The following is a 13,279-nucleotide window of genomic DNA, read 5'->3' on the forward strand; positions in this document are numbered from 1 at the left end:
GATTCCGGAGATCTTAAAAAAATGACCACCCTCGCTCGCAAACCCGTCCTCATTGCCGCCGCTGCCACGGTAGCGCTCGTGGCCCTGGGCACGCTCACCGTCGTGCGCGTCGACGCCAGCACGCCCCCTACCGCTCAGGTCATGCCGAGCGTCGAAGTGGACGTGGCCAACGTGATCTCGCGCACCGTGACCGACTGGCAAAGTTACTCGGGCCGGCTCGACGCCGTGGATCGCGTCGATATCAAACCGCTCGTGTCGGGCACCATCACCGCGGTGCATTTCAAGGACGGACAGCTCGTGAAAAAGGGCGATGCCCTCTTCACCATCGACCCGCGCCCGTATGCCGCCGAAGTCGACCGCGCGGCGGCGCAACTGGCTTCGGCGCAGGCGCGTGAGGTCTTCACCAGCACCGACCTGGCACGTGCGCAGCGCCTGATCGCGGACAACGCCATCGCGAAGAAAGACTTCGACCAGAAGGAAAACGCCGCGCGCGAAGCCGTCGCCAACGTCAAGGCGGCGCGCGCCGCGCTGGAAACCGCCCGCATCAACCTCGGGTACACACAGATCGTGGCGCCGATTGCCGGGCGCGTCTCGCGCGCGGAAATCACCCTGGGCAACACGGTCTCGGCCGGCGCGCAATCGCCCGCGCTGACGACGGTGGTATCGGTTTCGCCAATCTACGCCGCGTTCGACGTCGACGAGCAGACCTATCTGCGCTATCTCGCGCGCGATACCGCGAACACGTTGGGGGTTCCCGTCGACCTGGGGCTGGCCAACGAGTCCGGTTACTCACGCAAGGGCACCGTGTATTCGGTCGACAACCGCTTCGATACGACGTCGGGCACGATCCGCGTGCGCGCGCGCTTCGATAACGCCGACGGCACCCTCTTGCCGGGTCTGTATGCCCGCGTTCGCGTGGGCGGCGGCGAGCCGCATCCGGCGCTGCTCGTCGACGAGGCGGCGATCGGCACCGACCAGAGCAAGAAGTTCGTGCTAGTGGTCGATGCGCAGAACAAGGTGCAGTACCGCGAAGTGCAGTTGGGTGAGCGCCATGGCGGCCTCATCGAGATCGCCGGCGGCCTGAAGGACGGCGAGCGCATCGTCGTCAACGGCCTGCAGCGCGTGCGTCCGGGCGATCCGGTCACGCCGAAGGCCGTGAAGATGGCCGGTGACACGGGCGACGGGCACGACATCGTCGCGCCGGCCATGGCCAAGAACGCCGTCGACACCGGCGCCCGCAACGACGCCCAACCCTCCGCCGTTAGCACCGACGCCAGCACCGCAAGCCAGCCCCCTCAGCACGGCCGCAAGGACAGCGCGAGCGCGAAGCCGGCGACGGCCCGCACGGTCGCGACGGCCACCACGGCGACGCGTTCGTGAAATGCGCCCAGGCACACTTGCGCACGCACGAACCGCGCCCTGAACGACCCCCAAGAGTCTCGTCATGAACATCTCAAAATTCTTTATCGACCGGCCCATCTTCGCGGGGGTGCTCTCGGTCATCACGCTGCTGGCCGGCCTGATCGCCGTGTTCCAGTTGCCGATTTCGGAGTACCCGGAAGTGGTTCCGCCGTCGGTCGTCGTGCATGCCCAATACCCCGGCGCCAACCCGAAGGTGATCGCCGAGACCGTTGCCGCGCCGCTCGAAGAGCAGATCAACGGCGTGGAGAACATGCTGTACATGCAGTCGCAGGCCAACAGCGACGGCAACCTCACCACGACCGTGACCTTCCGTCTGGGCACCGACCCGGACAAGGCGCAGCAGCTCGTGCAGAACCGCGTCTCGCAAGCGCTGCCGCGCCTGCCGGACGACGTGCAGCGTCTGGGCGTGACGACGATCAAGTCGTCGCCCACGCTCACCATGGTGGTCCACCTGCTCTCTCCCAACCAGCGCTACGACATGACCTACCTGCGCAACTACGCGCTCATCAACGTCAAGGATCGCCTCTCGCGCATCCAGGGCGTGGGGGAGGTGCAGCTGTGGGGCGCGGGTGATTACTCGATGCGTGTCTGGCTCGATCCGGCGAAGGTGGCTCAGCGTGGCCTGACCGCCTCGGATGTGGTGAAGGCCATTCGTGAGCAGAACGTGCAGGTCGCCGCCGGGGTCATCGGCGCGTCGCCGTCCGGCCCGAACACGCCGCTGCAACTCAACGTGAACGCGCGTGGCCGACTGAACACGGAAGACGAGTTCCGCGACATCATCCTGAAAACCTCGCCGGACGGTGCCGTCACGCACCTGGGCGACGTGGCCCGCGTGCAGCTCGACGCCTCGCAATACAGCCTGCGTTCGTTGCTCGACAACCAGCCCGCCGTAGCGCTGGCCATCAACCAGTCGCCGGGCGCGAACTCGCTGCAGATCTCGGATCAGGTCCGCGAAGCGATGGCGGAACTGCAAAAGGACATGCCCCCGGGCGTCGAATACCGCATCGTCTATGACCCGACGCAGTTCGTGCGCTCGTCGATCAAGGCCGTGGTACACACGTTGCTCGAAGCCATCGCGCTCGTGGTGCTGGTGGTGATCGTATTCCTGCAGACGTGGCGCGCGTCGATCATTCCGCTGCTCGCCGTGCCGGTATCGATTGTGGGGACGTTCGCCCTGCTGCTCGGCTTCGGCTACTCGATCAACGCGTTGTCACTGTTCGGGATGGTGCTCGCCATCGGTATCGTGGTGGACGACGCCATCGTGGTGGTCGAGAACGTGGAGCGCAATATCGCGGCGGGACTCTCGCCGAAGGAGGCGACCTATCAGGCCATGCGTGAAGTGAGTGGCCCGATCATCGCGATCGCCCTCACGCTGGTGGCCGTGTTCGTACCGCTCGCCTTCATGTCGGGCCTGACGGGGCAGTTCTACAAGCAGTTCGCGATGACCATCGCCATCTCGACGGTGATCTCGGCCTTCAACTCGCTCACGCTGTCGCCGGCCATGGCCGCGCTGCTGCTCAAGGACCATCACGCCGAGCCCGACTGGCTGACGCGGCAGATGAACCGATACCTGGCCGGCTTCTTCAACGCGTTCAACCGTGTGTTCCATCGCGGTTCGGAAAAATACGGTCAGGGCGTCACCCGTGTGATCGGCCGCAAGGCGATCATGATGGCGATCTTCGCGGTGCTGCTCGGCGCCACGATCCTGCTGGGCAAGGTCGTCCCCGGCGGCTTCGTGCCGGCGCAGGACAAGGAGTATCTGGTGGCGTTTGCCCAGTTGCCCAACGGCGCATCGCTCGACCGCACCGAGAAGGTGATCCGCGACATGACCGACGTCGCCCTGAAGACACCCGGCGTGCAGAGCGCCGTGGCCTTCCCGGGGTTGTCGGTCAACGGATTCACCAACTCGTCGTCGGCCGGTATCGTGTTCGTGACACTCAAGCCGTTCGCCGAGCGTCACGGCAAGACGCTCTCGGCCGCCGCCATTGCCGGACAGCTCAACGGCGTCTACTCGAAGATGAAGGACTCGTTCATCGCCGTCTTCCCGCCCCCGCCGGTGCTGGGTTTGGGAACGCTCGGCGGCTTCAAGCTGCAGATCGAAGATCGCGGCGCGCTCGGCTATGCCGCCTTGAACGACGCCACGCAAGCGTTCATCAAGAAGGCGTCGCAGGCGAAGGAACTGGGCCCGATGTTCTCGTCGTACCAGATCAACGTGCCGCAACTGAACGTGGATCTCGACCGCGTGAAGGCAAAGCAGTTGGGCGTGCCGATCACCGACGTGTTCGACACCATGCAGATCTATCTCGGCTCGCTGTACGTGAACGACTTCAACAAGTTCGGGCGCGTGTACCAGGTGCGTGTCCAGGCCGATGCGCCGTTCCGCGCCCATGCCGACGACATCGGGCTGCTCAAGACCCGCAACAGCAATGGCGAGATGGTGCCACTGTCGTCGCTGGTCAAAGTGTCGCCGACGTTCGGTCCGGAAATGGTGGTGCGTTACAACGGCTACACCGCCGCCGATGTGAACGGCGGTCCGGCCCCGGGGTATTCGTCGGGCCAGGCGCAGGCCGCCGTGGAGCGCATCGCCGCCGAGACGCTGCCGCGCGGGGTGAAGTTCGAATGGACGGATCTGACGTATCAGCAGATTCTCGCGGGCAACTCGGCGCTGTGGGTGTTCCCGATCTCGGTGCTGCTGGTGTTCCTGGTACTCGCCGCGCAGTACGAAAGCCTGACGCTGCCGCTCGCCGTCATCATGATCGTGCCGATGAGCATTCTGTCTGCGCTGTTCGGCGTGTGGCTGACCGGGGGCGATAACAACATCTTCACGCAGATCGGCCTGATGGTGCTGGTGGGGCTGTCCGCGAAGAACGCGATCCTGATCGTGGAGTTCGCACGCGAGTTGGAAATGCAGGGCCGCAGCCCCGTGGCCGCGGCGATCGAGGCAAGTCGGCTGCGTCTGCGCCCGATTCTGATGACGTCCATCGCGTTCATCATGGGCGTGGTGCCGCTGGTGACATCGACCGGCGCCGGTTCGGAAATGCGTCACGCGATGGGGGTCGCCGTGTTCTTCGGCATGATCGGCGTGACCGGTTTCGGTCTGATGATGACGCCGGTGTTCTACGTGCTGCTGCGCACCCTGGCGGGCAAGAAGCCGCTGCACAGCGCCCACGCGTCGACCCTGCCCACCAACGTCAAGGCCGAAGTCTGAAGGATGCCAATCATGCAATCGCAATGGATCAAACGTAGTCTGGGTGTCTCGGGTCTGCTTGGCGCGCTGCTGGTGGTGGCGGGCTGCTCGATGGCCCCCACTTATCAGGTGCCGACGGTGACTGACACGGGGACGCCGACGGCGTTCAAGGAAGCGTCGCTGCCGGCCGGCGAGGCCGGGACGTGGAAGCCCGCCGAGCCCGCCGAGGCGATGGCGCGCGGTCAATGGTGGAAAGTGTTCGGCGACGCCACGCTCGATACGCTCGAGGACGACGCGCTGGCCGCGAACCAGAACTTGAAGGCGGCTGCCGCCCGCGTGCAGGAAGCGCGAGGGGTGCAACGTCAGGCGCGTGCGGCGCTGTTCCCGACGCTCGACGCCGGGTTCGGTCCGACGCGGCAGAAGCTCTCGCCCGCCTCGCAGATGCAACCGGACGGCACGAACATCGCGCCGTACACGCTGTGGCGCGCGCAAGCGAGCGTCGGTTATGAAGTCGATCTGTTCGGGCGCGTGTCGGACAGCGTCGCCGCGGCCCGTGCAGACGCCGAACAGAGCGAAGCGCTGTATCGCTCGGTGCAGCTCGCGCTGCAAGCCGATGTCGCACAGAACTACTTCAGCCTGCGCGAACTTGACGCCGAACAGGCGCTGTACACGCAAACGGTGACGTTGCGCGAAGCGGCGCTCAAGCTGGTGCAACGACGCTTTACCGAAGGCGATATCGGCGAGCTGGACGTGGCCCGCGCCAAGGCGGAGCTGGCCACGGCGCAATCGGATGCGCTGGCGGTGGCGCGTCTGCGAGCGGCGTCGGAGCATAGCCTTGCAATTCTGCTTGGCAAGGCGCCGGCAGAATTCACCTTCGCGCCGTCGCCGCTGGTGCCGGTGGCGGTGCACATCCCGGCGGGCCTGCCGTCGGCGCTGCTCGAACGGCGGCCGGACATTGCCGCGGCCGAGCACGCCATGGCGGCCGCCAACGCGCGCATCGGGGTGGCGAAAGCCGCGTTCTTCCCGTCGCTGTCGCTGACTGGCGCCGGGGGCTTCGAAGCGGCCACGCTGGGCGACCTGTTCAATTGGTCGAGCCGCACCTTCCTGCTCGGCCCGGTGGTGGGCGGGCTGCTCTCGATGCCGATCTTCGATGGCGGCGCGCGCAGCGGCAATCTGTCGCGGGCGCGGGCGCGCTATGAGGAAGATGTCGCGAACTACCGCCAGCAAGTGCTCGTCGCGTTCCAGGAGGTCGAGGACAACCTGTCGAACCTGCGCCTGCTCGCCGCGCAAACGCGGGCGCAGAGCGACGCGGTGGCAGCGTCGAACCGTGCCGCCCAGCTCTCGCGCATGCAGTATCAGGAAGGCTCGATTGCGTATCTCGACGTCATCGATGCCGAACGCACGGTGCTGCAGACGCAGCGCAGTGCGGTTCAGCTCGCCGGCGCGCAGGCCGTATCGACCGTCAACCTGATCCGCGCCCTCGGCGGTGGATGGGGTGATGTGCCGACGGCGGATGCTCCAGCGAAGTCCACGACATCGACGTCGCCTGCCTCACTTGGGTCGCCTGCGGCGCCCGACGTGGCAACCAATGGCACAGCATCCGCGGCTCGTCATCCCAACGCCAGCGACGTCACCGATGCCACCGTGGCGGCGCGGTAGTTCGTATCTCGGTCACGCAGGCGTAGCGGCCCGGCGCATCGGGCCGGCCGTCGCCTGAATCGGAAGCATCGAACCGGCGGCCGCGCTCGTCCCCCCAAGACGATTGGCACGCCGACCCGCCCCCGACGCGTGTCAGGCGCGCCGCCGGTTTCGATGCCCCGATTTCCTGTCATTCCGTCTGGAAACAAGTTTCTTCCCTGCGTCCCTGCTTACCCGGTGCGTGCCGTCAGTCAATCGACAGTCGGCGTGCCCGGGCCTTTTTTGCGCGACGATTCCCGTCCACCCGCCCGGCTCGCCTGACCTCGCTTCGCCCACCTCACCTCACATCTTTCGCGTCCCCGCTGCCCCTACCGCTGCCCGTACCCCTGCCCTCGGCTACCGTTACCCGCAAGGTTCACGCCTTATGCGTCTCGTTTTCCTGATTTTGGTGCACCGCTCTCGTGGCAACCGATTCTCATCGATGATTTCGCTGCACCGCAGCATTAAAATCACGCGCTCATCCCCTCCCAATCCATCGATATACGATATATCATGCACAAAATATCAAAGCGCCGCCCTAAACGGGTGCAGATGGTGGAGCGGGACGACATGGCAATGACACGACGTGACGTGAGAGATTGGCTGGCAGGTTTTCTGCCTGCCGTGGTGGCCGTGCACTGGCGCGAGCGCGTTCGCGCAGGCTTCGGCGCGCTTTGCGGGATTGCGCTGACCGGCGGCCTGATGCTCTGGACGCTCGGCCCCGCCACCTATATCCCCTGGCTCGTTGCGCCGATGGGGGCTTCCGCCGTGCTGCTCTTCGGCGTTCCGGCCAGTCCGCTCGCCCAGCCCTGGTCGATTCTCGGCGGCAATCTGGTCGCCGCGATCGTCGGCGTCACCTGTGCGATGCACATTGCGTCGCCTATCGCCGCGGCGGCCACGGCGGTCGGCGTTTCCATCGCGTTGATGTTCACGCTGCGCTGCGTGCACCCGCCCTCAGGCGCCGTTGCGCTCACGGCCGTGCTCGGCGGCCCGGCCGTCCACGCCCTCGGGTACGGATTCGTCCTCGAACCGATTGCCGCGCAGTCCGTCGTGCTGCTTGCGGCCGCTATTGGTTATCACGCGCTTACCGGCCACCGCTATCCGCACGCCACGCGTGCGCAGGCACCGGTGCGTCCGGTCAACGCTTCGGCCATACCGGTCACGACGGCCGACGCCGAGAAGGCCCTCGCCCGCCGTAGCGAACTTCTCGACATTTCCCCTGACGATCTGGCCAGCCTGCTTCGCGACACCCAGCGCGAGGCTTATGCGCGACGCGCACGCGAATTGACCTGTGCCGACGTCATGACGCCGCCTCTGGCGAAGGTTCAGGCACACGACGAAGCGCCGGCGGCGTGGCGTCTGCTGCAGCGTCACGGCCTGGACGCCCTGCCGGTCGTCGATGGCGATGCGCGCGTGATCGGCCTGGTGACGCGTCACGACCTGCATACGCGCAGAGCACGTCGTCAGCAGTGGCCGCGCTTTGGCGTATCGATCGGCAGCGGGCAGCGCCCGGCGGTTCGCGATGTCATGCAAGTGCAGCCGAAGTCGGCCACGACCGGCATGCCCCTCTCCGAGCTGGTGCCATTGCTCATGGCGCAACGTCATGGCACGCTGCCCGTGCTCGACGAGGCGGCCCGGCTGGTGGGCGTTGTCACGCACGCCGAAGTGCTGCGCAAGGTCATGGCCGCATGACACATTAGGCACCAGGCACGGAACGTCAGGCCCCTGCGCCTGTGGTGCGGCGAGCATCGCGGGCGTCAGTTCCCCCTGCATCATCCTCATCCTCATCCTCATCCTCATCCTCATCCTCGCCCTCACCTCACCTCACCCTCGCCGTCTCCCTAGCCCCCCGTCGTGTTGCTGCCGACACCGGGCCTCTCCCCTCTCTGCGTGCAATTGTCAGCCCTGAGCCGATCTGCAAGAATGGCGGCGGCGCGGCGCACCAACGTCGTAACGCTTCGTTTAACGAAGCGAAATTCGCTCGAGGGAGAGCATGGATCCGATCACGTTCAAACAGTGTTTCAAGGGCGCCTGGCGCGACGGCTTCAACGCGTTGCGCCAACGGCCATGGCTGTGCCTGGCGATTGCCGTTGTCTTCCTCGTGACGGCGGGACTTAGCATTTCGCTCGATCAACTCGCGCGCACTGCCTCACAAACCGGCGAACCGGCCATCTACCGGCTGCGTATCGCACTCATGTCGTTCGGCGTCTTTTTCGCCAACCTCGTGGCGTTCTCGGTGCTCGTCATCCACGTCTTTCGGTACACGATTCTCGGCCCGGAAGCCGCCCGGCAAGGCCGTTGGTATGGACGCGATCTCTGGCGCTATCTCTGGGCGTCGACCCAGATCTTCGTCGCCTTTGCTGGGGTGTGGCTGGTCATCGCCCTGGGTGCGGCGCTGGCACTGCGGGCGACCGGACACAGCAATTCGTATGCGGGACTCGCCACGTTTTGCGTGCTGTTGATTTGTGCGCTGGCCTACGTGCTGGTGCGCGTATCGCTGATCTTTGCGCAGATTGGCGCGGGACGCAGCAAGCGCTGGCGCGCCGCCTGGCGGGATTCACGTGGACACTTCTGGTCGATGTTCGGCACCATGATCGGGACCGTGCTGCCGTTGATGATCGCGGGCGGTGTCGTGTCAGCCCTGTTCGCAGCGCTGCTGCACGTCATGCCGGCGGCCAAGACGGCAGCGCTTGGCATGCTGGTGCTGCAGACGGTGTTGTCCGTGATGTGGATCGCGGTCTCGACGGGCACTTCCGCATGGCTTTACCGCCGCTTCGCCAGTGAACTGCTGACGCTCGACGACGCACCGGACGACGTCTGAGGCGTGCATCGCGCGCCCCAGGCGTTGTCACTGCCCCGTCATCAGGCGGCGTTGGCGGTTCCCGCGCTGCCGTCCAGCGTACCGAGGTTGCCGAAGCTTCCGAAGCGGGCATACTCGCCAAGGCCGTCCGGCCATTGCGTGAGGACCTCGAAGCCGGTCTCCGTCACGGCGACCATGTGCTCCCACTGGGCGGACAACGAACGGTCGCGTGTCACGACCGTCCAGCCATCCGCCAACTGCTTCGTGTCCGGCTTGCCGGCGTTGACCATCGGTTCGATGGTGAAGATCATCCCGGGGCGCAGCGTGAGCCCCGTGCCCGGACGCCCATAGTGCAACACCTGCGGATCATCGTGATAAGTCGTGCCGATGCCGTGCCCGCAGTAGTCGCGCACGATGCTGAAGCCTTCGCGATGCGCCACCGTCTGGATGGCGTAGCCGACGTCGCCCAGGGTTGCGCCCGGACGCACGGCACGAATGCCCGCGAGCATCGCTTCGAAGGTCGTATCGACCAGGCGCTTGGCAAGAATGCTCGGCTTGCCCGCGTAATACATGCGGCTCGTGTCACCGAACCAGCCGTCCTTGATGAGGGCGACGTCGATGTTGACGATGTCGCCGTCGTGCAGCGTCTTCTCGCCAGGGATGCCATGACAGACGACGTGATTCACCGACGCACACACGGTCTTCGGATACCCGTGATAGCCGATATTGGCGGGAATCGCCTTCAGCTCGTCGACGATGAAGTCGTGACACAGGCGATCGAGCGCATCGGTCGTGACGCCGGGTTTGACGTGCTCGCCAATCATCGCGAGCACCTGCGCGGCCAAATCCCCGGCGCGGCGCGACAGTGCGATTTCTTCTTTGGATCGGATGACAACGCGTTCGCGCACCATTACGCCACCTTATTGAATGCGGTGACGGGGGCACCGGTTGCGGGAGACACGGCGACCTCGGCCTCACCGGCCTGGCCCCCCTCGGATTCGATGAGCTTGCGGCAGATGTCGCCGTAGCTCAGCGTGGGATTGAGTTCGGAGAGCATGCCGACGCGCAACCAATGCTCGGCTTGGGCGTTGATCGAACGGCTGAGCGCGCCGCTCGTGTTGCGCAACGCCGCATGCATCTGCTCCGATATCTTGACGATACCCATGTTGCGGACCTCTTATATACGAAATAGCTACGAAACGTATATTATCAGAGCGGCAGCCCGTTGTCGCGCTTGAACGCGGGCCGCGATACATGAGGCGCGCGGTGCCGCCGCGAATCCGACACAGGATCGCCCTCTTCCACTCCCCGCGAGAAGGGCATGGCGTCCCATTCAACGGTTGACGACCTGCGCCTGGATGTCGATGTGTGATGAGGGCCACGGCGGCGCAAGTCTCAACCGAGCCCCACCACGAGCGGCACGAAGCGATGTCATCGGTTGGCATTTTGGCCAATTTCGCAATCACATCCCCTGCGTTCTCAGTAAGCGCGAGAAACGTCGGCGGCTCTCCACCAGCACCAGCCCCAAACGCGGCGCCGTTGAGCCGGTTGGCCATGCCGCCGGACTGCACTGTCTTTTGCGCGAAAGGTATTACCGGAGCTGACGAAACGTCACCGCGGTTTGCAAGGACGTGTCCGCGTACACAAGATTCCCATTCGGGTGTCGCCCTCGCATAAAAAGGTATCATGCCAATCCTCTCCGAAGTCGCCCCTTATGATTTCCGTCCGTAATCTCACGCTGCGTCGCGGCATTAATGTCGTGCTTGACCGCGCGTCCGTCACCTTCACCCCTGGCGAAAAGATTGGTCTTGTCGGCCGCAATGGTGCCGGCAAGTCGTCCTTCTTCGGTCTTCTCAACGGCACGCTGCACGAAGATAGCGGCGAGTTCTCGATTCCCGCTTCATGGAAGATGGGCCAGGTCGCGCAGGAGATGCCGGAGACGGAGCAGAGCGCAACCGACTTCGTCGTCGAGGGTGACACCGTGTTGCTGGCCGCACAGGCGGAGGTCGCCGCCGCCGAGGCCAGCGACGACGGCATGCGTATGGCGCACGCCTATATGAGCCTGCACGACGCCGGGGCTCATGACGCCTGCGCACGCGCGCAAGCGCTGATCCTTGGCCTTGGCTTCAGTGCTGCGCAGCTTAGCCAGCCGGTCAACAGTTTCTCCGGTGGCTGGCGCATGAGACTGCAGTTGGCGCGCGCACTCATGTGCCCGTCCGATCTTTTGCTGCTCGACGAGCCGACCAATCACCTGGACCTCGACGCGCTGGTCTGGCTGGAAACGTGGCTCAAACGCTACCAGGGAACCCTTGTCGTGATCAGCCACGACCGCGAATTCCTCGACGCAGTGACGCAGGTGACGGTGCACGTCGACAACGCCAAGCTCGTGCGTTACGGCGGCAACTACAGCAAGTTCGAAGACATGCGTGCTGAGCAGCTCGTCTTGCAGCAGGCCGCGATGGCCAAGCAGGTGGAAAAAATCGCCCACCTGCAGAAATTCATCGACCGTTTCAAGGCGCAGGCCTCGAAGGCGAAACAGGCGCAGAGCCGGGTCAAGGCGCTCGAGCGCATGGAGAAAATCGCACCGGTGCTTGCCGATGCGGAGTTCAACTTCGAGTTCAAGGAGCCCCTCAACGTCCCGAACCCGCTGTTGTCGATGCTGGACGCGAGCTTCGGCTACCCGGCGCCGACCGACGCGCTGCCGGGCACGCCGCCCACGGTCATCGTGCGGGGCATCAACCGTTCCGTACTGGCCGGGCAGCGCATCGGCATTCTTGGCGCCAACGGCCAAGGCAAGTCCACGCTGGTGAAGACGGTGGCGCATGCGCTGGTGCCGATTGCCGGCGAAATCAGCGAAGGCAAGGGGCTGAACATCGGCTACTTTGCACAGCAGGAACTCGACGTGCTGCGCCCGCTCGACACGCCGATGGAACACATGATTCGCCTTGCCAGGGACACGCCGGCGCACATGCGCGCGCCGGGCCAGAGTGGCACCGAACAATCGCTTCGCACCTTCCTCGGCACCTTCAACTTCAGTGGTGACATGGTCCATCAGAGGGTCAGCACGATGAGCGGCGGCGAAAAGGCGCGGCTCGTGTTGTGCATGATCGTGTGGCAGCGCCCCAACCTGCTGCTGTTGGACGAGCCTACCAACCACCTCGACTTGGCCACACGCGAAGCGCTAGCCGTGGCGCTCAACGAATTCGAGGGCACGGTGATGCTGGTCAGTCACGACCGGGCGCTCCTGCGCGCCGTATGTGATGAGTTCTGGCTGGTCACCAAGGGCGGCGTCGAGCCCTTCGACGGCGATCTGGACGATTACCAGCAGTTCCTGCGCGACGAAGCCCGTCTCATGCGCGAGCAGGCTGCCGCGGAGCAGCCGGTCATCGCCTGAGCTCCCCCCAGGTGGGCGGTGGACGTGGCAGGGGAGGCGAAGCAGGCACCTGACCCGCTACCATTTGCCCGCCTGTAACCTCAGCGGCGTTGGCACTTTTTAAGCTTCTGGTCTTGCATCGGGTTTTAAGCGCGCAGAGCTCGGCAACTTTGGCGATTCGAAATCGCTTGGGGCTGGGCTTTGGGAAATGAGAATCGACTTTGGTCCGGGATACCACGTGTATTACGGGCAAGCTGGTGAGATCACTTACCTGCTTTTGTGCGGAGGGAATAAGTCGACTCAGCAAGGCGATATCGCGCGGGCCAGGGCATTGTGGGAAACCATCACGAAGGAGTGATCGAAATGAGTAAAGCCGACATCACACGCTTTGATGCTTCCGAGTATTTGGACAGTGACGAAATGATCGCCGAATACCTCAACGCCGCGCTCGAAGAGAATGACCCAGCGATCTTTCTGTCCGCGATTGCAGACGTTGCCAAAGCGAAAGGCATGACGCAAGTCGCAACCGCAGCAGGGCTCGGCCGAGAGAGTCTCTACAAGGCGCTAGCCCCAAACGCACAGCCTCGTTTCTCCACGATACTGCGAGTCATGCATGCGCTGGGCATCAAGCTGTCGACGATCCCGGATCGAGCTATTCACGCCTGATACGAGCGAGGATTATCTCTCGCGACATCCAGCCGGCTCCCTTTCGCCGCGATGAAACGTCGGCAACCTCATCTATAAAGTCCCAAAGTGGATTTGGGCGACTTCCGAATTATGGCGATGCGTGTAGGATCACGGTTGCCGCCCATTGCCGCAC

Annotated in this window: 9 protein-coding genes and 1 pseudogene; 8 read left to right on the forward strand and 2 right to left on the reverse strand. The window is 64.6% G+C overall.

Annotation, left to right across the window (positions count from 1 at the left end):
• Positions 1 to 21 precede the first annotated feature (21 nt).
• From PEP31012_RS08805 to PEP31012_RS08825, 5 genes are all read left to right on the forward strand, one after another.
• The gene (locus PEP31012_RS08805; protein WP_150588983.1) at positions 22 to 1,380 is read left to right on the forward strand and encodes an efflux RND transporter periplasmic adaptor subunit; all 1,359 of its coding nucleotides are present in this window, start codon (positions 22 to 24) and stop codon (positions 1,378 to 1,380) included.
• A gap of 64 nt (positions 1,381 to 1,444) precedes the next feature.
• A complete protein-coding gene (locus PEP31012_RS08810) occupies positions 1,445 to 4,630 on the forward strand; it encodes an efflux RND transporter permease subunit (RefSeq protein ID WP_150588984.1) in 3,186 nt (1,061 codons plus the stop codon).
• A 12-nt stretch (positions 4,631 to 4,642) separates the two neighbouring features.
• The gene (locus tag PEP31012_RS08815) at positions 4,643 to 6,268 is read left to right on the forward strand and encodes an efflux transporter outer membrane subunit (protein WP_150588985.1); all 1,626 of its coding nucleotides are present in this window, start codon (positions 4,643 to 4,645) and stop codon (positions 6,266 to 6,268) included.
• Positions 6,269 to 6,856: 588 nt separating this feature from the next.
• The gene (locus PEP31012_RS08820; protein WP_150588986.1) at positions 6,857 to 7,978 is read left to right on the forward strand and encodes an HPP family protein; all 1,122 of its coding nucleotides are present in this window, start codon (positions 6,857 to 6,859) and stop codon (positions 7,976 to 7,978) included.
• Between the two features lie 301 nt (positions 7,979 to 8,279).
• Positions 8,280 to 9,107: a hypothetical protein gene (locus PEP31012_RS08825; RefSeq protein ID WP_150588987.1), complete on the forward strand. Its 828-nt coding sequence runs from the start codon at positions 8,280 to 8,282 to the stop codon at positions 9,105 to 9,107.
• Between the two features lie 41 nt (positions 9,108 to 9,148).
• On the opposite strand, the gene map is transcribed toward PEP31012_RS08825, so the two are convergent.
• Positions 9,149 to 9,997 carry a type I methionyl aminopeptidase gene (gene map / locus PEP31012_RS08830; protein ID WP_150588988.1) on the reverse strand — a complete coding sequence of 283 codons (849 nt, stop codon included), beginning with the start codon at positions 9,995 to 9,997 and terminating at the stop codon, positions 9,149 to 9,151.
• A complete protein-coding gene (locus tag PEP31012_RS08835; RefSeq protein ID WP_150588989.1) occupies positions 9,997 to 10,251 on the reverse strand; it encodes a ParD-like family protein in 255 nt (84 codons plus the stop codon). Before PEP31012_RS08835 ends, map begins: the two co-directional genes overlap by 1 nt.
• 549 nt (positions 10,252 to 10,800) lie before the next feature.
• Between PEP31012_RS08835 and PEP31012_RS08840 the strand changes: the two genes are divergently transcribed.
• The 3 genes and pseudogenes from PEP31012_RS08840 (at position 10,801) to PEP31012_RS08850 (ending at position 13,125) form a co-directional block, all read left to right on the forward strand.
• Positions 10,801 to 12,480, forward strand: a complete 1,680-nt coding sequence (locus PEP31012_RS08840; RefSeq protein ID WP_150588990.1) for an ABC-F family ATP-binding cassette domain-containing protein — start codon at positions 10,801 to 10,803, stop codon at positions 12,478 to 12,480.
• Between the two features lie 136 nt (positions 12,481 to 12,616).
• Positions 12,617 to 12,817, forward strand: a pseudogene (locus PEP31012_RS08845) (type II toxin-antitoxin system RelE/ParE family toxin); the annotation flags it as partial.
• Between the two features lie 5 nt (positions 12,818 to 12,822).
• Complete coding sequence (locus PEP31012_RS08850; protein WP_150550072.1) at positions 12,823 to 13,125, forward strand: addiction module antidote protein; 303 nt, start codon at positions 12,823 to 12,825, stop codon at positions 13,123 to 13,125.
• Positions 13,126 to 13,279: the final 154 nt, after the last annotated feature.

The sequence above is a fragment of the Pandoraea eparura genome, from assembly GCF_902459725.1.
In the GTDB taxonomy this organism is placed as follows: Bacteria; Pseudomonadota; Gammaproteobacteria; order Burkholderiales; family Burkholderiaceae; genus Pandoraea; species Pandoraea eparura.

Excerpts from the sequence above, each read along its gene's own strand:
- PEP31012_RS08805 (WP_150588983.1), top strand. The coding sequence starts at position 22 with ATGACCACCCTCGCTCGCAAACCCGTCCTCATTGCCGCCGCTGCCACG.
- PEP31012_RS08810 (WP_150588984.1), top strand. The coding sequence starts at position 1,445 with ATGAACATCTCAAAATTCTTTATCGACCGGCCCATCTTCGCGGGGGTG.
- PEP31012_RS08815 (WP_150588985.1), top strand. The coding sequence starts at position 4,643 with ATGCAATCGCAATGGATCAAACGTAGTCTGGGTGTCTCGGGTCTGCTT.
- PEP31012_RS08820 (WP_150588986.1), top strand. The coding sequence starts at position 6,857 with ATGGCAATGACACGACGTGACGTGAGAGATTGGCTGGCAGGTTTTCTG.
- PEP31012_RS08825 (WP_150588987.1), top strand. The coding sequence starts at position 8,280 with ATGGATCCGATCACGTTCAAACAGTGTTTCAAGGGCGCCTGGCGCGAC.
- map (WP_150588988.1), bottom strand. The coding sequence starts at position 9,997 with ATGGTGCGCGAACGCGTTGTCATCCGATCCAAAGAAGAAATCGCACTG.
- PEP31012_RS08835 (WP_150588989.1), bottom strand. The coding sequence starts at position 10,251 with ATGGGTATCGTCAAGATATCGGAGCAGATGCATGCGGCGTTGCGCAAC.
- PEP31012_RS08840 (WP_150588990.1), top strand. The coding sequence starts at position 10,801 with ATGATTTCCGTCCGTAATCTCACGCTGCGTCGCGGCATTAATGTCGTG.
- PEP31012_RS08850 (WP_150550072.1), top strand. The coding sequence starts at position 12,823 with ATGAGTAAAGCCGACATCACACGCTTTGATGCTTCCGAGTATTTGGAC.